Consider the following 26,209-nt stretch of genomic DNA (forward strand, 5'->3'; position numbering starts at 1 on the left):
CCTGACCCTGCAGGCCGCCATCGACGGCATCGGCATCGCAATGGGGCCAATCGCGCTGGTGGCTGACGACCTGGCCGCCGGCCGGCTTGTCGAGCCGTTCGCTGCACCGCGCCTGCCATCGCGCAGCTATTGCACGTACGTGCCGAACGAGAAGGCTGGCGATGCACTGGTCGGTCAATTCTGCGCCTGGCTGGAACGCGAGGGCATGGCGTGCCGGACAGCGGTTCGCTAGCCCGCCGCCGGCCGTTCACAGGCGGCGCCCGGAATATTTTCAGGAATTCCGAAAAAAGGTGGTCTGTTCTGGATTCTCGCGGGACATAGCAAGTAAGACCCTCTTGCCGATGTTCGCAGTCCGATCCACGTATGCCCTCTGACAGCCACGCTTTTCGTCCTTCGACACTGATTCCGCGCACCCTTCTTGCCGCCGCCCTCCATGCTTCGGGACTGATCGTTGCCGTACCCGCCTTCGCGCAGGGCGCCCCGGCACAGGCCGCCGCCGTCCGCGCCTATGACATTCCCGCCGGCGCCTTGCAGGCCGCGTTGAACCGCTTCGGGCGCGAGGCGGGCATCCTGCTGGCGTTCACGCCGGAGCAGACGGCAAACCTGACCACCAGCGGCCTGCACGGCCAGTATTCGGTGCAGGCGGCGCTGGACCAGCTGCTGGCTGGCACCGGCCTCGGGGTGACCCGGGACAACGGGAGCTATCTTCTTGTACGCCGGGAAACCGTGCCCGGGGCCCCGCAGGACAACGCCGCAAGCGGGGCTACCCTGCCCCAGGTGACCGTCAGCGCCACCGGCCCGGCCGACAGCTATCGCCCCCAGCCCAGCCCGTCCACGCTGCGGTCGGATTTGCCGCTCCAGGACACGCCCCAGGTCGTCAATATCGTTCCCGCGCAGGTGCTGCAGGACCAGCGGCCCCGCAATCTCGACGATGCATTGGGCAACGTCAGCGGCATCACCCAGGGCAACACGCTGGCGGGCACGCAGGACACCATCATGAAGCGCGGCTTCGGCGGCAACCGCGACGGCTCGGTCATGCACAACGGCATGCCCCTGGTACAGGGGCGCGGCTTCAACGCGGCGGCGGAAAGCGTGGAAGTGGTGAAGGGACCGGCATCGCTGCTGTACGGCATCATGGACCCGGGCGGGGTCGTCAATATCGTCAGCAAGGTTCCGGAACGCAAGCGCCGTACGGAACTGTCGCTGCGCGGCTCTACGTACGGGCACGGCAAGAACGGCGCGGGCGGCACGCTCGACACCACCGGCGCGGTTGGCGATACGCCGCTGGCCTACCGGCTCGTGGCGGACTACACCGACGAGCAGTACTGGCGCAATTTCGGCGTTCACCGGGAAACACTGATCGCGCCATCGGTGGCCTGGTACGGCAAGGAAACCCAGGCCGTGCTGTCGTACGAGTACCGCAAGTTCCTGTACCCGTTCGATCGCGGCACCGCGCTGGACCCGCGCACGAACCAGCCGCTGCCGATTCCGAGCCGCCGACGGCTTGATGAATCGTTCAACGAGATGGGCGGCGAATCGCACCTGGCGCAGCTGTCGGTGGACCACCAGTTCAATGCCGACTGGAAGGGCCATTTCGGCTACAGCTACAACCGCGAGACGTACGACGCGGGCCAGCTGCGCGTGACCGGCGTGAACACCACCAACGGCACGCTGAGCCGCAGCAACGACGCCACGCATGGCGCGCTGAGCACGGACAGCTACGGCATCGCCTATGTCGACGGCAATTTCAACGTTGCCGGGATGCGCAACAATCTGCAGATCGGGATGGACCACGAGTACCGGCTGATCTATCGCAGGGACCTGCTGCGCCAGGCCACGAAGTACACATTCAGCTATCTGAATCCGGTCTATGGCCTGGAAAGCCCGTCCTCCACGGTGTCGGCCAGCGACAGCGACCAGACCGACTCGCTGCACAACACGTCGGTCTTCCTGCAGGACAGCCTGTACCTGACCGACAAATGGATTCTGGTGGGCGGCCTTCGCTACATGACCTGGAGCCAGACGGCCGGGCGCGGCCGGCCGTTCACGACCAACACCGATACCTCGGGCAACAAGTGGCTGCCGCGCGCCGGCATCGTGTACAAGGCCACGCCGGCGGTATCGGTCTATGCCAGCTACACGGAATCGCTCAAGCCGACGTCGACCATCGCGCCGCTGAGTTCCGGCGTGGTCATCGATTCCTCGGTGGCACCGGAAGAGGCCAGATCGTGGGAACTGGGTACGAAGGTGGACTTCGTTGGCGGCCTGACCGGCACCTTCGCGCTGTTCAACATCGACAAGAAGAACGTGCTGGTGTCCCAATACAACGATGTCACCAAGCTGACGGACTGGCGGACATCGGGCAAGGCACGCTCGCGCGGCGCCGAGCTGGACATCACCGGGCAGATCGGCAACCGCTGGAACGTTATCGCCAGCTATGCCTATATCGACGCCAAGACCACCGAAGACCCGCTGTACGCGGGCAACCGGCTCTGGAACGTGGCGCAGCACACGGCGTCGCTGTCGGCCGTCTATGACTTCGGGCAGATCTTCGGCGGCGACCGCCTGCGGCTTGGCGGCATGGTCCATTACGTCGGCAACCGCCCGGGCGATTCGGCCAACAGCTTCTCGCTGCCCGCTTACACGCTGTTTGACGCGTTCGCCACCTACGAGACGCGTATCAGCGGCCAGAAGGTGCGTTTCCAGCTGAACGCGAAGAACCTGTTCAACCGCGTGTACTACCCGTCCAGCGCCAACCGGTACTTTGTCGCCGTGGGCGACGCCCGGCAGGTTTCGCTGATCACCACCTTCGAGTTCTGACCATGAGCGAGTCGTCAACCACCGGCCAATCGGCAATCGGGAGGCTTGCAAGGCTGGCGGGCCTGTGGACCGCCAGCGCCATCTGGGCCGCAACCGCTTCCGCAACCGTTTCGGCCGCCGACCGCAGCATCGCGCTCGTGACGCAGGTATCGAGCCCCAGCGCTGCGGCAGACCAGATGGTGAAGGCCCATCTGGAGTCGCGCGGCTATCGCGTCACCATCCATAACCAGGACGTGGCGCCCGAAGCCGTGTCCAACGCCGATTGCGTGATCCTGTCGTCGACCGTCTCCGCCAAATCGATGCAGGCCGGCTGGCGGCAACTGCGCGTGCCGCTGATGACCTGGGAGAACGACTACCTCGACGATCTGGCCATGACCGGCAAGCGGCATGATGCCGACTTTGGCGAGGCCCCGCGCGAACGCTACGTCTGGCTGGTCAACGCGCCGCATCCGGCCGCCGGAGGGCTGCCGGCGGGCGCGGTCAACGTGTACCGGAAACAGGCGGCCATGAGCTGGGGCAAGCCGGGACTGGGCGCCAGCACCATCGCCACGCTCTACGGCCAGCCCGACAAGGCCGCCGTCTTCACGTACGAGACAGGCGCAACGATGGACTACGAGTCCATCGCGCCAGCGCGGCGCGTCATGTTCTTCCTGGACAACGAGACGTTCCCCAACCTGTCGGCCGAAGGACTACGCCTGTTCGACGCCGTGCTCGACTGGGCCGCGCAGCCCGGGCAGAAGTAAAGGCGTCACGCACCCCGGCATCAGGCCAGCCACGCCAGGGCCTCGGCGAGCGACAGCACCGCAGTGCGCGACGCAAACGCCGTGGCAAACAGATGATCGTGGACGACCTGGTCGGGGTCATAACAGCAGTCCTTGACCGTCACCAGCCGGAAGTCCGCATCGCTGGCGTATGCAACCGACGACAGCATCACGCCGGTCGAGGCGATGCCCACCATGACCAGCGTGTCGATGCCCTGGGCCGACAGCCGCACCTGCAGGTCGGTGCCGAAGAACACGCTGGCCCGATGCGCGAGGATCACGGGCTCATCGGGCTGGCGGCCAAGCTCCGGCGATATCCGGTCCTCGACGAACAGCCCGAGTTGCCGGATGCCCTGCCCGTTCCGGTTCAGCGGACTGATCTCCGGATAACCCGGCGCGAAGTGGATCTTCGCGAAGTACACGCCGACGCCCCGTGCGCGCGCCGCGTCACAAAGCTTGCGCGTGTTGGCAAGCAAGGTGGGCGCGGCGTCGGGAAACAGGTTCAGGATGTCGGTCTGATAGTGCATGACCACCAGCGCCGTCTGCGCTGGCACACATGTCGGCATCGGCATGCTCGCTCCGCGTTCTTCAAACAGTTTGCGGCCTATGCGGCACCCGCAAGATCAACCGCGGCGTGCGGCCTCGATGGTGGCGATGTCGATCTTGCGCATCGTCATCATGGCGTCGAAGACACGTTTGGCCGCCACGCGATCAGGATCGGTAATACCTGCCAGCAGCACGCGCGGCGTGATCTGCCACGAAATCCCCCAGCGGTCCTTGCACCAGCCGCAATCGCTTTCCTTCCCGCCGTTGTCGACGATCGCGTTCCACAGGCGGTCGGTTTCGGCCTGGTCGTCGGTGGCAATCTGGAACGAGAACGCCTCGCTGTGCTTGAAGTGCGGGCCACCATTGAGCCCCACGCACGGAATGCCGGCCACCGTGAATTCCACGGTCAGCACGTCCCCGAGCTTGCCGTCGGGATAGTCACCGGGCGCCCGCATCACCGCGCCGACCTTGCTGTCGGGAATATGCTCGGCGTAGAAGGTGGCCGCATCCATCGCGTCCCGCTCGAACCACAAACAGATCGTGTTCTTGCTGCTCATGCTGTGTCTCCTGATAGGTGTCCGGCGAGCGGTATCTTACTCCCGCATCCTGAAAGCCGCGCCGAAAGCCGGCACGCCAATCCTGCGAGGATTCGCAGATGCGCACGGCCGCCCAGGCACTGGCGCAAGCGCTGGATCGCTGACACACGCCGGCTACCGTGCGGCGGGCCGGCGTGTCAGGACCATCCGCCGCCCAGCGCCCGGAACGCCGACACGGCAGCACGGGCGTTATCGGCGCGCACCTTGGCCTGCTGGTCGCGGGCGGCCAGCAGCTGGCGATCCTCGTCCAGCACCTCGAACAGGCTGACCGCGCCGCCCTTGTAGGCATCCTCGGACGCATTGCGGGCGCGTTCATGCGCCCCCACCTCCTTGTCCAGTTCCACCCGCTGGGCGTCGAGCTGGGTCAGCGATACCAGCGCATTCTCGACATCCGCCGTGGCCTGCAACATCGCCTGGCGATAGGTCGCCAGCGCCTCGGCGTGGGCGCCTTTTGCGCCAGCCACCTCGGCATCGACGCGCCCGAAATCGAACAGGCGCCAGCGCAGCCCCGCCGTGGCCGCCGGCTGGAACGCCTGCGCCGTGAACAGCTTGCTGGCCGACAGGCTTTCGAACCCGAGCAGCGCCGACAGCGACACCTTCGGGTAGTACTCGGCCGTGGCCACGCCGATACGCGCATTCGACGCGGCCAGCCGGCGCTCGGCCGCGATGACATCGGGGCGGCGCTGCAGCAGGTTGGCAGGCCCCTGTGCCAGCGCCACCTGGGGCACGGTCAGCGCGCCCTGCGAATCGCGCAGTTCGGCGGCATAGGTACCCGGTTGCGCGCCCATCAGGACATCGAGCCGATTCAGCTGCGTTTCCAGTTCGATGCGCAGCGGCGGAATCGTGACGCGTGTCTGGGCCAGTTGCGCCTCGGCCTGGGCCTGCTCGCGCTCCGCGCCAATGCCATCGGCCAGGCGCAGCCGCACCAGGTCAAGCAGGCGCTGGTTCGTGGTGACCTGCTGCTCGGCAATGGCGATGCGGCTTTGCGCGGCCCGCACGCGGAAATAGGCATCGGCTGCCTCGGCCGCCACCAGGATGCGCACCCCCAGGTGATTGGCTTCGGCCGCCTGCAGTTCGGCGTTGGCCGCTTCGGCACCGCGCCGCAATCCGCCGGCGAGGTCGATTTCCCAGGTGGCAGCCGCGCCCACCGAATACAGCGTCTGTCCGCGCGTGTAGCCCGGGAACTTGCTGCCGATCTTGCCCAGCGGGCTTTCCAGTGACTGCCGCTGCTTGCTGACATCGCCATAGGCACTGCCCTGCGGCAGCAGTTCTGCACCGGCAAAGCTGGCGGCGGCACGAGCCTGCTCCACGCGCGCCACGGACGCCGCCATGTCCAGGTTCTGGTCCAGCACGCGCTGGACGATCGTGGTCAGTACCGGATCGTTGAAGCCGTTCCACCAGGTATCCAGCGATACCGGCTGGCGCGCGTCGTTCACCGGCGCCACTTCCGCCGCATGCCGATACGCCTGCGGGGCATCGACCGACGGCGCGTGATAGTCGGGCCCGACTGCCGCGCAGGCCGCCAGCCCGAACATCACCGCCACCGATGCCGCCAGCGTGGCCGTCCGCTGAACCCGCCCGCCTTGTGCCTGTTTCGTCATCTCGAATTCCTTTCCTGGACGCTCATGCAAATCTAACTTGCACGATGATAGTTACTAGCCTAGACTAACTTTCATCTTGATAGCAACATGTTTTTTCGGGAGGTGACGAGGATGCAGCGAAAGTCACACAAGGAATCGGCCTGCCCCACGGCCCGCGCGGTAGAGCGGGTTGGCGACACGTGGTCGGTACTGATCCTGCGCGAGGCGTTCTACGGCGCCACCCGTTTCGACGATTTCCAGAAACGCCTGGGCATCGCGCCCAACATGCTGACGCGGCGGCTGACCAAGCTCGTGGACGAAGGGCTGCTGGCCCGCCGGCCCTACAGCACGCACCCGCCGCGCGACGACTATGTGCTCACCGCCCGCGGCCGCGATTTCCGGCCGGTGCTGCTGATGCTGATGGACTGGGGCACACGCCACTTCGCAGACCAGGCCGACACCGTGCAACTGGTGGAGCGCCAGACCGGCCGCGCCGTGCGCATCGCGCTGGTCGATGCCGACACGGGCCAGCGCATCACCGAAACCGATCACTACATCGCCCCCGGCCCCGCTGCCAGCCCGGCACTGCGGGCGCGCCTCGAACGCTCGGCCACGGCACAGGCCAGGGCGCAAGGCGACGCCGAACCCATCGAAACCACCTCTCTCGCGCCTGCCACAGGCGTTATCCAAGTACGGAGCCTTTCATGACCAGCAGCACCACAACCGCCGATCGCGCGCCTGCCGATGCCACCCCCAACCAGGCCAGGCCCGGCAGGAAAGCCCTGCTGATCCGCACCGGAGGCGCGCTGATTGCGCTGGTCGCCGCCGGCTACGGCTATCACTGGTGGACCGACGCCCGCTTCGTACAGGAAACCGACGACGCCTACGTGGGCGGCGACGTCACGCTGATCGCTGCCAAGGTGCCCGGCTACCTGACCGAGGTGCTGGTGACCGACAACCAGGCCGTGCACGCCGGCGACCTGCTGGCGCGCATCGACAACCGCGACTACCAGGCCGCCGTGGCCAAGGCCGAAGGTGCCGTGGCAGCCGAACAGGCACTGATCGCCAATCTCGATGCCCGTGCGAAGCTGCAGGAAGCCGTAATCGCCGAAGCCCGCGCCAATGTGGCGGCCACCGACGCCGAAACCGTGCGTGCCCGCGACGACCAGGCGCGCTACGCAAGCCTGGTCGCCAAGTCAGCCGTGTCGATCCAGAGTTCGCAGAAGGCCGATGCCGATTTCAAGCAGTCGGTTGCCAACGGCCAGAAGGCCAAGGCCAGCGCGGAGGCCGCCCGGCGGCAGCTCGACGTCATCGCCACGCAGCGGCAGCAGGCCGAGGCGGCGCTGGCGCAGGCCATTGCCGAACGCGACCTGGCGCGCCTGAACCTGGGCTACACCGAACTGCGCGCCCCGGTGGACGGTACGGTGGGCAACCGCCGTGCGCGCGTCGGCGCCTATGCGCCAAGCGGCGGACAACTGCTGTCGATCGTGCCCGCGCGTGGCCTGTGGGTCGACGCCAATTTCAAGGAAGGCCAGCTGGCCCACATGAAGCCCGGCATGCGCGCCACCATCGTGGCCGACGTCATGCCCGGCAAGGTGTTCCACGGCCGCCTGGAGAGCCTGGCACCCGCCACGGGCGCCCAGTTCAGCGTGCTGCCGCCCGAGAACGCCACCGGCAACTTCACCAAGATCGTGCAGCGCGTGCCGGTGCGCATCGTGCTGGACGATGCCGACGCCCGGCTCGGCCTGCTGCGCCCCGGCCTGTCCGTGGTGGCCGAAATCGATACCCATGCCGGGCCGGCGCAGGCAAGTGCGCAGGCCGGCGAGCCGCATCTGGAACAGGCATCGAGCAAGTCATGAACGCCGCCGTCTCCCAAGGCCCGGCAGGGCCAGCCGCCAGCGTGCCCGTCGCGCCCCCCGCATTGCCGTCGCCGGCCGACCTGCCGATGGGCACCCGCGTGCTGGCCTTCGGCACGATGTGCGTGGGCATGTTCATCGCACTGCTCGACATCCAGATCGTCTCGGCATCGCTGCGTGACATCGGTGGCGGCCTGTCGGCCGGCACCGACGAAACGGTCTGGGTACAGACCGCCTACCTGATCGCCGAGATCATCGTCATTCCGCTGTCCGGATGGCTGTCCCGCGTAATGTCCACGCGCTGGCTGTTTGCCGCGTCCGCCGCCGGCTTTACGGTGACCAGCCTGCTGTGCGGCATCGCCTGGAACATCCAGAGCATGATCGCCTTCCGCGCGGCCCAGGGTTTCCTGGGCGGGTCGATGATCCCGATGGTCTTCACCACCGCGTTTGCGTTCTTCGCGGGACGCCAGCGCGTGGCGGCCGCCGCCATCATCGGCGGCCTGGCGTCGCTGGCGCCCACGCTGGGGCCCACCGTAGGCGGCTGGATTACCGACAACTACTCGTGGCACTGGCTGTTCTTCATCAACCTGGTGCCGGGCATCTTTGTCACGGTGGTGGTGCCGATGCTGGTCAAGATCGATCACCCCGACTGGACGCTGCTCAAGGGCGCGGACTACCCCGGCATCGTGATGCTGGCGCTGTTCCTGGGCTGCCTGGAATACACGCTGGAGGAAGGGCCGCGCTGGGACTGGTTTGGCGATCAGACCATCCTGGCCACGGCCTGGATATCGGGCATCGCCGGCGTCGGCTTCCTGTGGCGGTCCCTGACGTTCGCCAATCCCGTGGTCGATCTGCGCGCGCTGAAGGACCCCAACTTCGCGCTGGGCTGCTTTTTCTCGTTCGTCACGGGCATCGGCATCTTTGCCACGATCTACCTGACACCGCTGTTCCTGGGCCAGGTGCGCGGCTACAGCGCATTGCAGACCGGGCTGGCGATCTTCTCGACGGGGCTGTTCCAGGTGATGTCCATCCCGCTCTACGCGTTCCTGGCAAACCGCGTGGACCTGCGCTGGCTGCTGATGTTCGGCCTGGCGTTGTTCGCGCTGTCGATGTGGAGCTTTGCGCCGATCACGCATGACTGGGGCAGTGCCGAATTGATGCTGCCGCAGGCCATGCGCGGCATGGGGCAGCAGTTCGCCGTGGCACCCACGGTGACGCTGACGCTGGGCGCCCTGCCGCCCGCTCGGCTCAGGCTGGCGTCCGGCCTGTTCAACCTGATGCGCAACCTGGGCGGCGCCATCGGCATCGCCGCCTGCGCGACGATCCTGAACGACCGCACCAACCTGCACTTCCTGCGCCTGGCCGAGCATCTCAATATCCGCAACGAGGCGATGACCGAGTTCCTGAGCCAGTCGACCGCGCGCCTGGCCACGCTGAGCAACGAGGTCAACGACGGCAACGCAGCCGCCATTCGGCAACTATGGGCGCTGACCATGCGCGAGGCCCATACGCTGACCTATGCCGATGCGTTCATGGTGATCCTGGCGTGCTTTGTCGTGGCAATACCCCTGGTACCGCTGATGCGCAAGGTGATGCCGCCCAAGGCGCCGTCGGCCGATGCCCACTAAGGTGACAAAGCCATGATGCGTACCGTTCTTCCCTTGATGCTGGCGGCGCTGGCCGTCAGCTTCCTGGCATTGACGACATCGGCGGCATGGGCCGCCGGCCGGCCGCCGCGCGACACGTCGGTGGGCTGTGCGCGCGCCGACAACCAGTATTGCCGGATGCCCGGCTTGCCCGGCTTGTCCGGCACATACGGCGCATACGGCGAAGCCGGCGACCGCGCGCCCGGCGCGGTGGCACGGCAACCACTACACTAGCGAGCACAACAGGAGACAGCATGACCACCACGTCCACGACGACACAGACCCATCCGAAGGTTGCCCTGGTCATCGGCGCCGGCGACGCCACGGGCGGCGCCATCGCCCGCCGCTTTGCCCGGGAAGGCTATATTGCCTGCGTCACCCGCCGCACGGCCGACAAGCTGCAGCCACTGGTCGACGGCATCCGCGCCGAAGGCGGCCAGGCGTTCGGGTACAGCAGCGACGCCCGCAAGGAAGAGGACGTGGCGCAACTGTTCGCGCAGATCGAATCCGAGCACGGCCCCATCGAGGTACTGGTGTTCAATATCGGCGCCAACGTCCCCAGCAGCATCCTGGAAGAAACGCCGCGCAAGTACTTCAAGATCTGGGAAATGGCGTGCTTCAGCGGCTTCCTGAACGGGCAGGCCGCCGCGCGCCGCATGGTGGCACGCGGACGCGGCACCATCCTGTTCACGGGCGCCACGGCGGCGCTGCGCGGATCGGCAAACTTCGCCGCGTTTGCCGGTGCCAAGCACGCGCTGCGCGCGCTGGCCCAGAGCATGGCGCGCGAACTTGGCCCGCGCAACATCCACGTGGCCCACGTGGTGGTCGACGGTGCCATCGACACCGCCTTAATCCGCGAAACGTTCCCCGAACGCTACGCGCTGAAGGACCAGGACGGCATCCTGGACCCCGACCATATCGCCGAGAACTACTGGTACCTGCACACCCAGCCGCGCGACGCGTGGACGTTCGAACTCGATCTGCGGCCGTATATGGAGCGCTGGTAGACGGAGGAGCAAACCGTCAGGTACGCAGTTGCTGCGTCCCGGCGGCCGCTCGCCGCTGCAGGTGCAGGCGGCGGCCAGCGAACCTACGCGCCGCCTGGTGGCAATGGGCGCCATGACGAGCCTGCTCAATCCGAAGCTGGCGCTGGTTTTTCTGTCGATCCTGCCGCAATTCATCGACTACCGCGCAGGCGGCGTGCTAGGCCAGACGCTGACGCTTGGCCTGGCGCTGACCGTGGCCTTCGCCGGCGTCAACGCGCTGGTAGCCATGTCGTCGGGCCGCGCGGCGGCGCTAATGACCGGCCGCCCGCAGTGGCTGCTGGCGCAGCGCTGGGTGGCGGGCGGCATCCTGGCCGTGCTCGGCGCCAGGATGGCGTTCGACTTCTGGCACTGGACGCATTGAGGCGGCCAACCCTGCATGCATGCCTGACAACAGGTAGCGACGGCTGGTTTCGATGAACACGGAGCGGGCAACCTCGGGGAGCGTCATGGCGGTATCTCTGGACGATGTCGGAACGATGCCCGATCGTAGCCGCTGCGCCGCATCCTGGCTGCTGTACAAGAGGCTCAGTTGCTTCCACCTTGACGCATGTTCGCCTCATCCGTTCGGATAGGGCGGCACCACCCGCGCGTGTTGCCTGCACCTGTATTCAGGCGTGCCCCGACCTGACCTGCGCGATGACCACGAGGATCACCGCCGCGTTGGCCGGCTGCTGGGTCTGGGCATAGACCGCGCGTGCATGGCCGGCCTTCTCGCCCAGCACTTCGGCGAACAGGTCCGACGCGCCGTCGACCACGGCTGGCTGGTCCAGCATGCCCGGGGCGCTGGTCACGAATCCTTCGACCCGCACGATATGGTCAAGGCGCTCGAAGCCGCCCAGATGCGCGTGAATCTGCGCCAGCACGTTCAGCGCCGCCAGCTGGGCGGCCTGCTGGCCCTCCGCCACGGTGAGATCGCGGCCGACCTGGCCCTGCCAGACCACCTTGCCGTCCTGCAGCGGCAACTGGCCGGAGATGAACAGCAGATCGCCCGCACGGCTGACGGCGGTATAGCTGCCCAGCGGCTGCGGGGGTGGCGGCAACGTCAGGCCGCGCGCGGCCAGTTTTGCTTCGACGGACATGGTGACTCCTGGGTCTGTAGTTTCCTGCGGCTTCGGCGCGGCGCGCCGTTCGCGTGGAAGCCACTATAGAAGTCACCCATGTGCGGATAAACGGGCCTCGCAGAACATGCATTGATACACCGGGGAACAAGTGCGCCGCCCACCACCGGAGGAAGGCCGCCCTAGAGTTCGGCCCAGCGCCGGAGCAGGTTGTGGTAGTGGTTCACCAGGGCCAGCACGGCGTCCTGGTCGTCGCCAAGCCGCTGGCGGATATCGATGATCGCCAGGTCCAGTTCGTACAGCATGCTGCGCTGGCCGTCGTCCTTGACCATCGACTGGGCCCAGAAGAACGAGGCCCAGCGCGCCCCGCGCGTAACCGGCGTCACGGCGTGCAGCGACGACGCCGGATAGACCACCATATGCCCTGCCGGCAGCTTGACGGTATGCGAACCGTACAGGTCCTTGATGACCAGTTCGCCACCGTCGTACTCGTCGGGGTCGGACAGGAACAGCGTGCTCGACACATCGGCGCGGATGCGCATGCCGCCGGTACCGGGCACCGTGCGGATGGCGTTGTCGACATGCGTACCGAACGTCATGGCGCTTTCGTAGCGGTTGAACATCGGCGGCAGCACCCGCAGCGGCAGCGCCGCCGAGTGGTAGGCCGGGCTGCGGCCCAGGGCCGTCAGGATCAGTTCGCCCAGTTCGTGCGCCTCGGGGCTGTCCACCGGCACCTGCAGGTTGTGCTTGGACCGGGCGGCAAGATCGCCGGCGGTCACGCGCCCGTCCACCCAGGCCGAGCGCTCCAGGCGCTCCCTGCAGTAGCGGATCTCTTCGGGCGTCAGGACATCGGGAATCTGGACAAGCATGGGATGCAATCGGGTCAGCGGGATTGGCCGCGAAACCGCCATGGTAGCGGCTTCGCGGCGCTCGGGACCAGCCGGTCAGAACGTCATGCCGACATTGAGCAGGAACGTGCGGCGCGACGTGGGCACCGCGCGCACCGCGCCAAACGAGGACTGATAGTTCAGGTGGTTGGTCAGGTTGTAGCCGTTCAGGGAGATGCGGTACTTGCCCTGCTTGTACGCGATCATGGCGTCCAGCGCGAAGTTGTCCGGCATCTTCGTGGTATTGGCCGAATCGGCCCAGTAGCCCGTGGCGTATTGCAGGCCACCGCCAATGGTCAGCTGGCCCGGCACCGGCAGCAGCGTGTGGGGGATGTCATAGGCCGTCCACAGCGTGACGTTGTGGCGCGAGACACCGGGCGCCGTATTGCCGACGATGGACGCGGTGGTCGCCGACGTGACCTCGCCGTCCAGGTACGCATAAGCCACGTTGGCGGTCCAGCCGCCGACGATGCGGCCGCTCAGGCCCAGTTCCAGGCCGCGGATGCGGCGTCCCTCGCCGGAATCCGAGAAGCCGTTGGTGATATCGCCCGTGGTCGGGTCCACCGTGTAGGCGTTGGTCTTCTTGGTCTGGAACAGCGCGCCGGTCACACCCAGGCGCTTGTCGAGGAAGTCGAGCTTGGTGCCCACTTCGATGGTATCGGCACGCTCGGGCTCGTTGCTGAAGCCATTCTGCGGCACCTCGGACGCCACGCCGCCCACCGCCACGGCAATGTCGGTGCCCACCGGCCGGTACGTGCGCGAGAACGACGTGTAGAACATGTAATCCTTGGTCGGCTCCCAGATGGCACTGATGGCCGGGCTCAGCTTCTTCGAATCCGCACTGCCGCCCAGCGACGACGCGCTGGTCGAGTATTCGCTGCGGAAGTAGTCCCATCGCAGGCTGCCCAGCAGCGAGACCTGGTCGTTCAGGTACACGCGGTCGCTCATGAAGACGCCGATATCGGTGGAATTGGCGTCGCGCGTGGAGTTGTAGGCCACCGTGGCATTCGGGCTGTTGTAGAACACCGGGTTGACCACGGTCTGGTTGTTCATGCGGCCCGTCCAGGTGCCCTGGTCGCGGTGGTCGCGCTGGTAGATCGTGTCCAGGCCCACCATCGCCTTGTGGCGGATGCTCCCGGTCTGGAACTCGCCCTTGGCGCTCAGCACGTTCTGCACGCCCCAGCCGCGCTGCAGGTACGTCACCCCGCCCCCCGCCGCGTAGGGCAGCGCCAGGTTGCGGCCCGACAGCAGCGTCTGCAGGTTGGCATATGTCAGCGCAGCCGGGTTGGTCGACGAGAAATCGCGCTCGTAGAAGCTGAAGCGCGTGTCGTTGCTGATGGTGATGCCGTTGTCGAGCTTCGTCATGAAGTTCGACGACACGATATGCGCGTCGGTGGTGTCGCGGTCGGTATTGCGGATGTACGACGTGGACGACGACACGCCCGGCACGCCGTATGCGGTCAGCGGCCGGTAGAAGCCGTCGGCGCCCTGGGCCACGGACACGCCGTAGTCGGGCGCGCCGCTGCGGTGCAGGTACGCGTAGTTCAGGTGCCATTCGGTGCGGGTGCCGAGGCCCGTGCCGAAGTCGATGGCCACGCCGCGCCGGTCGTCGTCAACGTGGTCGCGGTCGGCCACGCGGCCGTTCTGGAACACGCCGTTGATGCGCAGCGCCGAGGTGTCGTTGAGCTTGAAGTTGCTGTCCAGCGTGGTGCGGTACGTGGCATCCGACGCCATGCCCTGGTCGATGCTCGTGCTGGTATGCAGGTTGGCCTTCTTCGTGGTCTGGTTGATCAGCCCGCCCACGTTGCCGACGCCGAAACTCTCGCCCGACGGCCCCTTGATGACCTCGACGCTCTCGGTATTGAACGCGTCGCGCTTGTAGGCACCGAAGTCGCGCAGCCCGTCCACGTAGATATCGCCCTTGGCGGACAAACCCCGGATCCGGAACTGGTCGCCGTTCTGGCCGCCATTGCCCTCGCCCGTGGAAATCGTGATGCCGGGCACGTTCTTGAGGATCTGCTCCAGCGACGTGGCGTGCTGTTGCTCGATGACCTCCTGCGGTACCACGTTGATCGTCTTCGGCGTTTCCTTGACCGTTTCGGGCAGGCGCGAGATGCCGGTCGGCGCGTCATTGGCGTTGCCGATGCCCTGGCCGGTGACGGTCACCTGCGGCAGCACATTGCCGCCGGCCACCATGGCCGCACTGGCGGCCGCCTGGGCGTGGACGGCAAACGGGACCATGACCAGACCCGCGGAAGCGCCTGAGACCAGCAGGCGGATGGCATTCGAGATTTTCTTTTGCTGCACGGAAGACTCCAGCACGATTTGAGTTTCGGACCCGACGTGCTGCCGTGCTTCGGCTGGACCTTCAACACTCCCCGTCAAAGAGGTTGCACAACGCCCCTGCCGGACGGCAGGCATGGCAATCACGTCAAAACGAGAATGATTGCTATTTGATGTTGTGCAGGTTTGCTCGATTGTGGCGAATTGTGGCAATCGCATGACAGCCGCATGGCGCCGCCACCGCCGCGCTGGCTAGTTGGGCAGGTCGATCAATGCCCGGAGGCCGCCTTCCTGGCGGTTTTGCAGCGAGATATCGCCGCCATGCGCGCGGATGCACGAGCGGGCAATCGCCAGTCCCAGCCCCACGCCGCCGCTGTCCATGCTGCGCGCCGAATCCAGCCGGGTGAACGGCTCGAAGACGCGTTCGAGCTGTTCGGGGTCGATGCCCGGCCCGTCGTCCTCGATCTCGATACGCAGGGACTTGCCAACGGTGTCGGCCAGGACCCTCACGCAGACGTTGCCGTGGCGCACGGCGTTGTCGATGATATTGCCCAGCGCCCGCTTCAGATGCACTGGCCGGCAGCGGTAGAACATGCCCGCATCCACCTGGCTGGTCCAGCTCACGCTGCGGCCCTGGATCGTCTGGTTGTCCACCACCTCGCGCACCAGGTCGCAGATCTGCACATCCTGCGTGGGCTCCTGCAGCGCCTCGTCGCGCGCAAAGCGCAGCGTCTCTTCCACCATGACACCCATTTCGTCGATGGTCTGCACCATGGCGTCGCGCAGCTCGGCGTCGTCGATCAGCTCGGCCCGGATGCGCAGCGATGTCAGCGGCGTGCGCAGGTCATGCCCGATGGAGGCAATCATCTGCGTGCGCCCGTTGACGAAACGCACCAGGCTTTGCTGCATGTCGTTGAAGGCCTTGGTGATCTCGCGCACGCCGCTGAGTCCATCGGACGCGGGCAGGATCACCTGCTCGCCACGGCTGACCCGCTTGGAGGCTTCGGTCAGCCGCCGCAGCGGCCCCATGATGCGGCGGCCGAACAACAGCGCGATCAGCGCCGTCGGCAGCATGCCGACCACCAGCGAGAAACTCAGCACCCGCGACCAATGGGCCGGCAGCATGGTCGGCCAGTGCCGGCTGTGCAGCCACTGGCCCTGTGGCAGCCGGACATCGACATCGAGCGCGGTGGCCTGGGTGCCGCGGAACGCCTTTTCCAGCCAGTTGCCCCGGTCTTCGGCGCCCGTGGCGCCGGGCACCGGCTCGGTCTGGCGCAGCCGTACATATATGGAGGCATCTCCAGGCACGCCAAGCAGGCGGCGCAGGCGCAGCGCCAGCGCCTGCTCGGGCCCGGTCATGGCCGTGGCGGCAACCTCGGAACGCGCCGCCAGGCCGAACGTGGAATCGGGCAGGCTGATGTCGTCTAGCCATTCGGCAGGATCGTCAGCGCGCGCGGCCACGCGGTAGGCGGAAAGAATGCGGGTCTCGATGGTGCGAACCGACAGCGGGTGGATGGTGACGTTGTCCGCGCGCCACCATGACAGCACCAGCACGGCAATCACATGCGCGGCCAGCATGGCCAGCAGCCACAGGGCCACCAGTTGCCCCGACAGGTTTCGTGGAAACAGCCTCATCAGTGTTCGAGCGTGACGCGGGTGGCCAGCAGGTAACCGTCGCCGCGGACGGTCTTGAGCATGCCGGGGCGCCGGGGGTCCGGTTCCAGCTTCTTGCGCAGGCGGCTCACCTGGCTGTCGACGCTTCGGTCGAAGGCCACGGTTTCCGAGCGCTGGGTCAGGTCCAGCAACTGGCTGCGGCTCAACACGCGATTGGCGTTTTCCACTAACGCGCGCAGCAGATGGAATTCGGCGGTGCTCAGCGGCACCACCTCGTCTGCCGGATTGCGCAGCTCCCGTGTGGCGGTATCGAACGTCCAGCCGCTGAAGATAAAGCGGCAGTCGGGCTGGGCCAGTGGCTCCGGCGCGGCGGCGGGCACCGGGGTCCGGTTGCGCCGCAGCACGCTGCGGATGCGGGCCACCAGTTCGCGCGGATCGAAAGGCTTGACCACATAGTCGTCGGCGCCGATTTCCAGCCCGGCAATGCGGTCTGCCTGCTCGGTCACTGCCGTCAGCAGGATAACCGGCGTCCCCACGTGTTCCGATACATAGCGGCACAGCGACAGGCCATTTTCCCCGGGCAGCATGATGTCCAGCACGATCAGGTTGAAACTGCGTTCGTCCAGCCGCTGGCGCATGGCCTTGCCATCCCCGACCGCCTCGACATCGAAATCGAAACGACGCATATAGGTCGCCAACGGATCACGAATGTTCTTGTGGTCGTCGACGACCAAAATCCGGGGGCGTATGTCCATGCCTTACTCAGTCTTCTTCAAATAAGAATCATTATCGAAATTCTACCGAACCCGGCTCGCAAGGCCGCGGGCCGCCCCCCTTCCGGCGACGAATTAATGTCCGGCTAACGAACGTCGGCTAGCCTGCCCGACGTTTCCACTGCGGCCCGACGGCCTCCCGGCAGCCCGACGCGTACCGGGCACACGTACGGTTCGCACGGGACGAATGTCCCGCCCCGGCCCGATTGGCATTGCCATGCCACGGCGGCAACGGCTAGCCTGCGTGGCCACCCGCTGCCGGTCGACACGCTTGGCCGGCAGGCAGAAACCAAGCGCCCTGATATTCCGGAAATGCCTGGCGAAAAGCATCCATCGTCGATCCAGCTGCTGGAGACACACCGTCTCTCACCCAATGCCGCCCGCGTTGCGCTAATGGAGATCCTTTTGGAATCGCCGCAGCGCCATTTGACGCCCGAGCAGCTTTGCGCGGCGATGCTCAAGCGCAATGACGGCCAATCCATTTCCTCTTTCAAGAAGGCCATTTACGACCTGGCCGATCTTGGGCCGCTGGCGCGCGTCGTCGTGTCGGACAGGAAAAACCGCGCGATAACGTTCTACGAACTGGCCGACCAGCCGGTTCACCGCCATCTGTACTGCACGCGCTGCGCCGGCCTTGCCGAAGTGTTCGACGCCACCCTGGAGCAGACCATACGCCAGCACTTCCTGGCCCATGGACTGATGCCCGCCAAGGCCGATCTCGCCCTGCCAGGACTTTGCGCGGACTGCCAGGTAGCGCTGGCGGCCGAAGGCCGTCCGGCAGCCGAGGGAGTCGGCCCGTCGGCGCCCGCACGCTTCAACGGCTGACCGCCGGCACCAGCAGGTCTTCGAAGAAATAGGCCGCCAGCTGATGCCGGCCTTCGAGCTTGGCCTTGGCATAGACGTTGGCGGCGTGCTGCCGCACCGTCTTGGCGCCGCTCTCCCGCACACCGGCGATTTCCTCCAGCGACAGGCCCTTGACCAGCAGCAGCGCCACATCCTTTTCGGCCGGCGTCAGCTTCCAGGTGTCGAATTGCTGCTGCATCGACTTCAGAAAATCGCGCGTGGACCGCTGCGATGCCTCGTCGCGTTCGGCGTGGGCGCGTGCCGCCGCGTCAGCCGATGCCTTCAGCATCTCGAATTCGTGCGCGGCGCGCCGGCGTTCGCGAATCACCAGGTACAGGATCACCAGGAACGCCCCCGTGGCGGCCACCTCGGTCAGCAGGTGATAGGACGGGCCGCTATGGAGCAGTTGATACAGGTCCCAGGCCTGGTAGACCGGAAACACCATCAGCAGGAAAGGAAGTTTGTAGGGCATCGACGCGTCCGGATAGACGCCTGGCCGGAAAACCGTAACAGAACCGACACAGGCGCCCGTAAATGTAACTGATTCTCACTTATATCGAAAGCACCGCCGACTGCAGACCGCAAATCGTGCGCGTTGCGCCACAAAACAAGCATCGGACATTTGTCCCGGACGACGAAAGTTCATCAGCATCCGCCTCACAAATGGCTTGGACAAGCAGGACATCCGCCCCGGATTTCCATCCACCCCATATGCATTGCGAATGATTCCTATTAGTGTCTGTTGGCTCGCTTGCAGCCCGACCCCGGGTGGCGTGCCGCCAGGCGCCGACGAAATGTAATGCCTTAGGCGCTTTTTCTTAACTGATCCGAATTGTCCGAAGCCATGCACCACCCTGCCCGTCGCGGCCGCGCGCCACGTCCCCGCACCATCGCCACTCTTGCGTCCGCGCTGATCGCCGGCCTGCCGGCCTCCGTGCTGGCCCAGGCGGCCCCGTCAGACCAGACGCTGCCTGCCGTGACGGTCTCGGCGGGCAAGACGCTGCCGGGCAGCCCCAACGAGACCACCAGCACCGGCACCAAGACGGACACCCCGCTGCGCGATATCCCGGCCGCGATCTCGGTCATCCCCGAAGACGTACTGCGCGACCAGGGCGCGATCGACCTGAACTACGCGCTGCAGAACTCGGCCGGCGTGCAGGCGCAGCTGGCCGGCGGCTATGGCTTTGCCAACAACTACACGATTCGCGGGCTGGCGATGCGCTTCCTGCGCGACGGTTATCCTGACGGCCCGAGCCAGAACGGGTATTACCGGACCATGTACGACGTGGACCGCATCGAGGTGCTCAAGGGCCCGGGGTCGGCGCTGTACGGCTCGGGCCAGCCTGGCGGCACGGTGAACATGGTCACCAAGCCGCCCCTGTCGAAATTCAGTGCCGAGGTCGGCGCCTTTGGCGGCAGCTTCGGCACCTGGGGCACCTACGTGGACGTGGGCGGCCCGGTCAGCTCGCAGGTCAATGCGCGCCTGATCGCCGATTACGAGAAGAGCGACGGCTACCGGGGCCTGGGCCGCGATATCCGCGAGGTCTCGCCGTCGTTCAGCTGGGCCTACGACACCAACAAGACGCTGACGATCGACTACGACCACCGCGACATCAGCATCGTCCCGGACAACTACGGCATCGTCTTCAACAACCAGGGCAAGATCGCCGGGGCACCGCGCGACGCCCGCTACTACAGCCCGTTCAACGACACCCGCCAGTTGATCGACCGCGTGACGGTCAGCCACGACTGGCGCATCGATCCGTCGCTGACGATGCGCACGGCGTTTATCTATGACGAACGGTCGCTCGACATGACCCGCAATGCGGGCGGCAACGGCGGCAACGCGCTGAACCAGATGACCGGCCGCACGGCCCGCACGCAGTTCGACGACGGCCACTTCATCCTGGCGCAGAACGAACTGGTGTGGAAGACGCGCACCGGCCCGGTGGACCACACCGTGCTGTTCGGCCTGGAGTACTCGGACACTCATATCAATACGGTGCGGAACGGCTACAACCTGCCGAACATCCTCGACATCAACTCGCCGGTTGTGCCCGAAACGACGCTGGCTGGCCTGGCGGCAGTGCCCGCACAGGGCTTCAACCGCGTACTCAAGCAGGAGGACGTGGGCGTCTACCTGCAGGACCAGCTGGCCTTTGGCGAGCATTTCAAACTGCGCGGCGCGGTGCGCAACGACAACGTGAAGTTCAGCGATGTAGGCACCCAGGGCACGGCATTCCGGTCGATCGGCGCCACCCAGAACCTGACCTCGGGCTCGCTGGGCGGCGTGTGGCAGCCCACGCGTGCGCTGTCGTTCTACGCGGGTGTGTCCACCAGCAAGTTCATCAACGTGTCGACCGAGCCCGCGGCGCTGTCCACCGAGCCGGAAAGCGCGCTGCAGAAGGAAATCGGCGTCAAGGCCGAGTTCCTGGACGGCAAGCTGAACACGAATGTTTCGCTGTTCGAGACCACGCGCAAGAACTACTACATCACGCTGCCGGGCGCGCTGAGCCCCACCCCCGATGGCCGCGACAAGAGCCGTGGCGTGGAGCTGGAGCTGTCGGCCATGCCGGTGCCGGGCTGGACGGTACTGGCAAACTTCGTGCTGCAGAACGTCGAGGTGGAATCGAACACGCTGGCATCGAACGCGATCATGGGCGTGACCAACCGCAGCATCGCCGGCAACCGCCCCGCTGGCGTGGCCCGCACCGGCGGCCGCCTGTGGACCACCTACGACTTCCAGCAGCAGGCGCTGCACGGCTGGGGCGTGGGTCTGGGCCTGACCTACAAGGGCGACAGCTACGCCGATTCGCTGAACCTGTACCAGGTGCCGTCGTACGTGGTGCTGGATGCGGCCATCTACTATCGCCAGAAGAAGTTCGACGTGACGCTGAACCTGCGCAACCTGACCGACAAGACGTACTACACGTCGCCGACCTTCTCGGGCGCGCTGCCCGGCGACAAGCGCAGCGCCATGCTGACCGCCCGTTATCGCTTCCAGTGAGGAGTGGTCTGGGCGGCAGCGGGCGGGGCGGCCACGCAGCGATATGGCATCGCATACACTTCCGGCAGTGGAAGCTGCCGCCGTGATGTGGATTGCCCGGAGGTGGCTCATCATTGCGGTCTGCCACCTCGGCCACCTCGCCCCACCCGACCATGAAGCGCCAATTCGACGATCTACAACTGGGCAGCATCGAACTGTTCTGCCTTGCAGCCGAACTCAGCAGCTTTACGGCGGCGGCCGTGGCCGCGGGTGTCACACCGGCGGCGGTCAGCCGCAGCGTGTCGCGCCTGGAAGAGCGGCTCGGCGTCAGGCTGTTCGTGCGCACCACGCGCCAGATCCGGCTGACGGACGAGGGCCGTACGTACTTCGACGAAACCCGCCAGGCGCTGGCCCAGCTGGTGGACGCCGAGCGCCAGATCAGCGGCCAGCACGCCACGCCTGCCGGCCGCCTGCGCATCAGCCTGCCCACCCCTTACGCGCACTACCGTGTGCTGCCGGTGCTGCCGGAGTTTCGCGAGCGCTACCCCGAAGTCGACATCGACGTCCATATCAGCAACCGCAATGTGGATTTTGCCGACGACACCTATGACCTGTCCGTGCGCGGCCGTGCGCCCGACGATTCCACGCTGATCGCGCGCAAGCTGGAAGATGCCGAAATGGTGGTGGTGGCCACCCCGGCCTACCTGAAGCGCCGCGGCACCCCGCGCACGCTCGACGACCTGCTGGCGCACGAGTGCATCCAGTTCGAACGCCCCAGCAGCGGCCGGCGTATTCCGTGGACGTTCCGCCAGGACGGCGAGGACATCGACGTGATGACCACTGGCAGCATTGCCACCTCCGAAGACGCGCTGGGCGGGGCCACGCTGGCCCGCGCCGGCGCAGGCCTGTTCCAGACCTACCGCTTTGTCGTCGAGCAGGACCTGCGCGAAGGCACGCTCGTACAAGTGCTGCAGGAATATGGCGGCAGTACGCGACCGTTCGTGCTGCTCTACCCCCACGCGCGCCACGTTTCGCGCAGGGTGCGCACCTTCGTCGACTTCCTGGTCGACAAATTCTCCGCATAGCGCCCGTCTCTGCCTTTGTTGCGCCCCCGGAACATCACTTGATACATGGCGGAACAAACCAGGCGAGCGGCTTGCCCTATGATTCCCATATCAAGATACTACAGTTGTCATTAATCTCTTTTTGAGAATGTTGAATGGCAACCCGCGATCATGGCGAATTCCACGGCACCTTCTTCCACGGCACCTTCCCTTCCGACTCCGCAAACCCGGCACGAGGCCGACGCCGGGAAATCGCTGGGCGAGGCCATCGCGGCAGCGCTGGCACTGGCCGTGGCGATGGGGTTCGGCCGCTTTGCCTTTACGGGCATGTATCCGCTGATGGTGCGGGACGGCACGATGAGCGTGGCAACGGGGTCGCTCGCGGCCTCGGCCAACTACGCGGGCTATCTGCTGGGTGCGCTGCTGGCCGCACGTATCGCCCATGCCCGGGCCGGCTTCTGGTCGCGCGTGGCGCTGGCCGGGACAGTGGTGTCGCTGGCGGCGCTGGCCTTGCCACTGCCCGACACGGCGCTAATCGTGGTGCGTTTTGTCTCGGGCGTGCTGAGTGCGCTGGCACTGGTCAACGCCGCGTCGTGGCTGCTGCACGTACGGGGCCGTCACGATGGCGCACCGCTGATGTTCTCGGGCGTCGGTATCGGCATCGTGATATCCGCCGAACTGATCGCCATGGGCAATCTTGCGCAATGGCACAGCCTGGTGCTGTGGCTGGGTCTGGCTATCGGCGCGCTGGTGCTGAGCGCGCTGGCATGGCGGGCGCTGCGCCTGCAGGCACGCACTGGCAGCGCCACGACCGCCGCCGTGGCACCGCAAGGCGCGCTCGGGCCGGCACCGCTGATCGCCAGCTATGGACTGGCAGGCTTTGGCTACATCATCACCGCCACCTATCTGCCGCTGTTTGTGCGCGACGCGCTGGGCCAGATCGATCCAATTCACGTGTGGGCCGTATTTGGCCTGGGCGCCGCACCGTCCTGTTTCCTGTGGCACACCCTGCATGAACGGCTGGGCACCCGGCGCGCCATGCAATGGAATCTTGGCGTGCAGGCCGCGGGCGTGGTGCTGCCCGCGCTGAGCCATACCGCACTGGCCTACCTGGTCAGCGCAGCACTGGTCGGCGGCACCTTCATGGGCACGGTCACCATCGCAGCGCCTGCCGCGCGCCGCCTGGCCCACAAGGTCAGCTTCAACCTGTTCGCCGTGATGACGGCCGCCTATGGCGTGGGGCAGATCGTTGGCCCGCTGGTCTCCACGGCGCTGATGCACGGCGGCGGCAACTTCGGCGCGCCGCTGGGCATTGCCGCCACCGCGCTGGTGATCGCCGCCACGCTCTGCTCGCTTTGAGCGTTTCCAGCGCTCTGCGTCTTCGCGCAGCGCCCCACAGTCACGCTACGCACTGACGCCACACCTGCTCACGCCAAGGCTGCGTCGTGGAAATGCGGAAGCACCGTCTCGGCCACCTCCTGCAGCACCTCTGCCGGAGGCCGCGTGGACTCCGTGACGTTAAGGGCCACATGATGCGTGCCCGCTTCGCGCATGTCCGCCAGCAGGTCTACCAGCGCACGGGCACCGGTTCGATAGCCGAGGTTCAATGCCGACGGCGCCTCGTCGGGCTGCTCCGACAGTTCCAGCCGCATGGCGACGCCGAAAGCCCGGAACTGCTCTGGCGCGCCACGCTCCACGGCGATGCGCCAGAGCCGGTGCCGCTCGCGCTGCGTGTCGGGATCGCGATGATAGGTCATCCAGCCGATGGCATGGCGGGCGATCCAGTCCACGCTCTGCCCGCCCGATCCCACCGCCAGCAGCGGCACGGCGCGCGGCTGGCGCGGCAACAGGTAGAAGTCCGGCGCGCCCTCGGGCGCCAGGTCCGGCATCACGCGCGACGGCACGCCTACCGACGCCGCCACCGATTCCCAATGATCGCGAAACAGGTCGCGCCGCGCCTCGGTGTCGCGGCCAAACGCGGCATATTCCGGCGGACGGTCGCCCGATCCCAGCCCCAGGATAAAGCGCTGCCCTGACAGCGCGCTGACCGATATCGCCGCCTTGGCGATATGCAGCGGATGCCGCAGCGTCAGCACGATGGCGCCGCTTGCCAGCGCAATCCGCCGGGTACTCGTGGCCAGCGCACCGAGCAGCACCCACGGATCGAGGTGCCCCACCGGATCGGGATACCCGGCGCTGTTCAGCGGCACATCGCGGACCCATAGCGCCCGGTAGCCCAGCGCATCGGCGCGTGCCGCGAGATCCAGCTGGGACGGGAACTCCGGCGCGATCTCACCCTTGCCCAGCAGCGGCAGCACCAGGCCCACCGACAGCGCGTCCTGGCGGAACACCGTTGTCTCGATGGCTTGCCCGCTGGCCGCGACATCTGCAAGCGTCGTCATCGCATCCTCCGTTCCCCTGACAGATCGCCGCATCATGCCACGCCCGCGCACTTGTTACCGGCGCGCATAACTGTTTGTGCGCCGGTGCCGTTCAATCGCGGGCCTGCCTCGCCTACATTTCCAGCCATCGACCACGTCGATTCGATTGGCAGCGATGCCAAGGTCAACCAAATCAAAGAGGCACATCATGAGCACCACCCAAACCACCCAAACCACGCAAAAAGTCGCCATCATCACGGGCGCTTCGCAAGGCATCGGCGCAGAGCTGGTCAAGGCCTACCGCCAGCGCGGCTACCGCGTCGTAGCCACGGCGCGCGGCATCCAGCAACCCGATGACGCCAACATCCTGGCCGTGCCGGGCGACATCGCCAGCCCCGACACCGCCCGCCGGGTGGTCTCGCAGGCCATCGAGAAATTCGGCCGCGTCGATGCCCTGGTCAACAACGCCGGCATCTTCATCGCCAAGCCATTCACCAGCTACACGGCAGAGGATTACCTCGCCAAGACCGGCGTGAACCTGGCCGGCTTCTTCTACATCACGCAACTGGCGATCGCGCAGATGGAAAAGCAGGGCAGCGGCCATGTGGTGAGCATTACCACCAGCCTGGTCGACCACGCGATCCAGGGCGTGCCGTCGGTGCTGGCATCGCTGACCAAGGGCGGCATCAACGCGGCCACCAAGTCTCTGGCCGTGGAATACGCCCGCCGCGGCATCCGCGTGAACGCCGTGTCGCCCGGCATCATCAAGTCGCCGATGCACGCGCCGGAAACCCATGAAGCGCTTGGCGCGCTGCACCCGATGGGCCATATGGGCGAGATGAGCGATATCGCCGAAGCCGTGCTGTTCCTGGAATCGGCGCCGTTCATCACCGGCGAGATCCTGCACGTCGACGGCGGCCAGAGCGCCGGCCACTAAGCCGCCCCGCCGCGCCGCCCGGCTTGACCCCCGGCACTGGCAAGACGGCCCGCCCCTACGGCGGGCCGTTTTTATTGATCAGGGTAAACCCTGATTCGCGTATTGCATGACTGCCAGCGTGCTCTCCTAGACTGGAAGCTTTCGCCACGAAAACCCGAAGGAAGACCATGGCCACGATCGAAGTGAAGGTGCCCCAGTTGTCCGAATCCGTCTCGGAAGCCACGCTGCTCCAGTGGAAGAAGAAGCCCGGCGAGGCAGTCCAGCGCGACGAAATCCTGGTGGAGCTGGAAACCGACAAGGTCACGCTGGAGGTGCCCTGTCCGGACAACGGTGTGCTGACGCAGATCGTCAAACCGGACGGCGCCACGGTTCACGCCGACGAGGTGATCGCGGTGGTAGACACCGACGCCAAGGCCGCCGCCGCACCGGCAGCCGCACCCGCCCCGGCTCCTGCCCCTGCTGCCGCAGCGCCGGCCGCTGCCCCGGTTGCCGCCGCCGCATCCCCCGCAGCAACAGGTGGCGGCGCCAGCGC

24 protein-coding genes and 1 pseudogene are annotated in these 26,209 nt (G+C 66.4%); 15 read left to right on the plus strand and 10 right to left on the minus strand.

Going from position 1 to position 26,209, the window contains the following annotated elements:
* From A9J21_RS12965 to A9J21_RS12975, 3 genes are all read left to right on the plus strand, one after another.
* A partial coding sequence (locus A9J21_RS12965) for a LysR substrate-binding domain-containing protein (RefSeq protein ID WP_231906908.1) occupies positions 1 to 232 on the plus strand: 232 nt, incomplete at its 5' end.
* A 131-nt stretch (positions 233 to 363) separates the two neighbouring features.
* Positions 364 to 2,820, plus strand: a complete 2,457-nt coding sequence (locus A9J21_RS12970) for a TonB-dependent receptor (RefSeq protein ID WP_066736187.1) — start codon at positions 364 to 366, stop codon at positions 2,818 to 2,820.
* A 2-nt stretch (positions 2,821 to 2,822) separates the two neighbouring features.
* Positions 2,823 to 3,563: a hypothetical protein gene (locus A9J21_RS12975; RefSeq protein WP_066736189.1), complete on the plus strand. Its 741-nt coding sequence runs from the start codon at positions 2,823 to 2,825 to the stop codon at positions 3,561 to 3,563.
* Positions 3,564 to 3,583: 20 nt separating this feature from the next.
* Here the strand turns inward: A9J21_RS12975 and A9J21_RS12980 are convergent, their stop codons facing one another.
* From A9J21_RS12980 to A9J21_RS12990, 3 genes are all read right to left on the minus strand, one after another.
* Entirely contained in the window at positions 3,584 to 4,153 is a 570-nt protein-coding gene (locus A9J21_RS12980) for an isochorismatase family cysteine hydrolase (protein ID WP_066736192.1), read from the minus strand.
* Between the two features lie 51 nt (positions 4,154 to 4,204).
* Positions 4,205 to 4,684 carry a VOC family protein gene (locus A9J21_RS12985; RefSeq protein WP_066736194.1) on the minus strand — a complete coding sequence of 160 codons (480 nt, stop codon included), beginning with the start codon at positions 4,682 to 4,684 and terminating at the stop codon, positions 4,205 to 4,207.
* A 176-nt stretch (positions 4,685 to 4,860) separates the two neighbouring features.
* Complete coding sequence (locus A9J21_RS12990) at positions 4,861 to 6,324, minus strand: efflux transporter outer membrane subunit (RefSeq protein ID WP_066736195.1); 1,464 nt, start codon at positions 6,322 to 6,324, stop codon at positions 4,861 to 4,863.
* A 111-nt stretch (positions 6,325 to 6,435) separates the two neighbouring features.
* On the opposite strand from A9J21_RS12990, the gene A9J21_RS12995 reads away from it, so the two are divergent.
* The 6 genes from A9J21_RS12995 to A9J21_RS13020 all read left to right on the plus strand — a co-directional run bounded on the left by A9J21_RS12995 (position 6,436) and on the right by A9J21_RS13020 (position 11,212).
* Positions 6,436 to 7,011 carry a helix-turn-helix domain-containing protein gene (locus A9J21_RS12995; RefSeq protein ID WP_066736197.1) on the plus strand — a complete coding sequence of 192 codons (576 nt, stop codon included), beginning with the start codon at positions 6,436 to 6,438 and terminating at the stop codon, positions 7,009 to 7,011.
* A complete protein-coding gene (locus A9J21_RS13000) occupies positions 7,008 to 8,162 on the plus strand; it encodes an HlyD family secretion protein (RefSeq protein ID WP_066736199.1) in 1,155 nt (384 codons plus the stop codon). Before A9J21_RS12995 ends, A9J21_RS13000 begins: the two co-directional genes overlap by 4 nt.
* 86 nt (positions 8,163 to 8,248) lie before the next feature.
* Positions 8,249 to 9,787: a DHA2 family efflux MFS transporter permease subunit gene (locus A9J21_RS13005; RefSeq protein ID WP_231906915.1), complete on the plus strand. Its 1,539-nt coding sequence runs from the start codon at positions 8,249 to 8,251 to the stop codon at positions 9,785 to 9,787.
* Positions 9,788 to 9,799: 12 nt separating this feature from the next.
* A complete protein-coding gene (locus A9J21_RS13010) occupies positions 9,800 to 10,039 on the plus strand; it encodes a hypothetical protein (protein WP_156545849.1) in 240 nt (79 codons plus the stop codon).
* 20 nt (positions 10,040 to 10,059) lie between these two features.
* Entirely contained in the window at positions 10,060 to 10,812 is a 753-nt protein-coding gene (locus A9J21_RS13015) for an SDR family oxidoreductase (RefSeq protein WP_066736205.1), read from the plus strand.
* A 28-nt stretch (positions 10,813 to 10,840) separates the two neighbouring features.
* Entirely contained in the window at positions 10,841 to 11,212 is a 372-nt protein-coding gene (locus A9J21_RS13020) for a LysE family translocator (RefSeq protein ID WP_307188110.1), read from the plus strand.
* A gap of 247 nt (positions 11,213 to 11,459) precedes the next feature.
* On the opposite strand, the gene A9J21_RS13025 is transcribed toward A9J21_RS13020, so the two are convergent.
* The 5 genes from A9J21_RS13025 to A9J21_RS13045 form a co-directional block, all read right to left on the minus strand.
* Positions 11,460 to 11,930 (minus strand): RidA family protein, encoded by a 471-nt coding sequence (locus tag A9J21_RS13025; protein ID WP_066736207.1) that lies wholly within the window; start codon positions 11,928 to 11,930, stop codon positions 11,460 to 11,462.
* Between the two features lie 161 nt (positions 11,931 to 12,091).
* Positions 12,092 to 12,778: a Fe2+-dependent dioxygenase gene (locus A9J21_RS13030; protein ID WP_066736208.1), complete on the minus strand. Its 687-nt coding sequence runs from the start codon at positions 12,776 to 12,778 to the stop codon at positions 12,092 to 12,094.
* A 75-nt stretch (positions 12,779 to 12,853) separates the two neighbouring features.
* A complete protein-coding gene (locus A9J21_RS13035; protein WP_231906909.1) occupies positions 12,854 to 15,103 on the minus strand; it encodes a TonB-dependent siderophore receptor in 2,250 nt (749 codons plus the stop codon).
* Positions 15,104 to 15,331: 228 nt separating this feature from the next.
* Complete coding sequence (locus tag A9J21_RS13040; protein WP_082926400.1) at positions 15,332 to 16,714, minus strand: ATP-binding protein; 1,383 nt, start codon at positions 16,712 to 16,714, stop codon at positions 15,332 to 15,334.
* Positions 16,714 to 17,448 carry a response regulator gene (locus A9J21_RS13045; protein ID WP_066736210.1) on the minus strand — a complete coding sequence of 245 codons (735 nt, stop codon included), beginning with the start codon at positions 17,446 to 17,448 and terminating at the stop codon, positions 16,714 to 16,716. Before A9J21_RS13045 ends, A9J21_RS13040 begins: the two co-directional genes overlap by 1 nt.
* Positions 17,449 to 17,778: 330 nt before the next feature.
* Between A9J21_RS13045 and A9J21_RS13050 the strand changes: the two genes are divergently transcribed.
* Positions 17,779 to 18,291, plus strand: coding sequence for a Fur family transcriptional regulator (locus tag A9J21_RS13050; protein WP_066736212.1), 513 nt, complete (start codon positions 17,779 to 17,781; stop codon positions 18,289 to 18,291).
* On the opposite strand, the gene A9J21_RS13055 is transcribed toward A9J21_RS13050, so the two are convergent.
* The gene (locus A9J21_RS13055) at positions 18,281 to 18,781 is read right to left on the minus strand and encodes a helix-turn-helix transcriptional regulator (protein WP_066736213.1); all 501 of its coding nucleotides are present in this window, start codon (positions 18,779 to 18,781) and stop codon (positions 18,281 to 18,283) included. The genes A9J21_RS13050 and A9J21_RS13055 overlap by 11 nt on opposite strands.
* A gap of 372 nt (positions 18,782 to 19,153) precedes the next feature.
* On the opposite strand from A9J21_RS13055, the gene A9J21_RS13060 reads away from it, so the two are divergent.
* From A9J21_RS13060 to A9J21_RS13070, 3 genes are all read left to right on the plus strand, one after another.
* Positions 19,154 to 21,316, plus strand: coding sequence for a TonB-dependent siderophore receptor (locus A9J21_RS13060; RefSeq protein WP_066736215.1), 2,163 nt, complete (start codon positions 19,154 to 19,156; stop codon positions 21,314 to 21,316).
* Positions 21,317 to 21,468: 152 nt separating this feature from the next.
* Positions 21,469 to 22,380 (plus strand): LysR family transcriptional regulator, encoded by a 912-nt coding sequence (locus tag A9J21_RS13065; RefSeq protein ID WP_066736217.1) that lies wholly within the window; start codon positions 21,469 to 21,471, stop codon positions 22,378 to 22,380.
* Between the two features lie 150 nt (positions 22,381 to 22,530).
* Positions 22,531 to 23,718: a YbfB/YjiJ family MFS transporter gene (locus A9J21_RS13070; protein ID WP_082926401.1), complete on the plus strand. Its 1,188-nt coding sequence runs from the start codon at positions 22,531 to 22,533 to the stop codon at positions 23,716 to 23,718.
* A gap of 68 nt (positions 23,719 to 23,786) precedes the next feature.
* Here the strand turns inward: A9J21_RS13070 and A9J21_RS13075 are convergent, their stop codons facing one another.
* Complete coding sequence (locus A9J21_RS13075) at positions 23,787 to 24,761, minus strand: LLM class oxidoreductase (RefSeq protein ID WP_082926402.1); 975 nt, start codon at positions 24,759 to 24,761, stop codon at positions 23,787 to 23,789.
* A 187-nt stretch (positions 24,762 to 24,948) separates the two neighbouring features.
* Between A9J21_RS13075 and A9J21_RS13080 the strand changes: the two genes are divergently transcribed.
* Positions 24,949 to 25,677, plus strand: coding sequence for an SDR family NAD(P)-dependent oxidoreductase (locus tag A9J21_RS13080; RefSeq protein WP_066736221.1), 729 nt, complete (start codon positions 24,949 to 24,951; stop codon positions 25,675 to 25,677).
* Between the two features lie 167 nt (positions 25,678 to 25,844).
* Positions 25,845 to 26,060: pseudogene (locus A9J21_RS32305) on the plus strand (biotin/lipoyl-containing protein); the annotation flags it as partial.
* Between the last annotated feature and the right edge of the window lie 149 nt (positions 26,061 to 26,209).

Source organism: Cupriavidus sp. D384 (assembly GCF_001652915.1).
Classification (GTDB): domain Bacteria; phylum Pseudomonadota; class Gammaproteobacteria; order Burkholderiales; family Burkholderiaceae; genus Cupriavidus.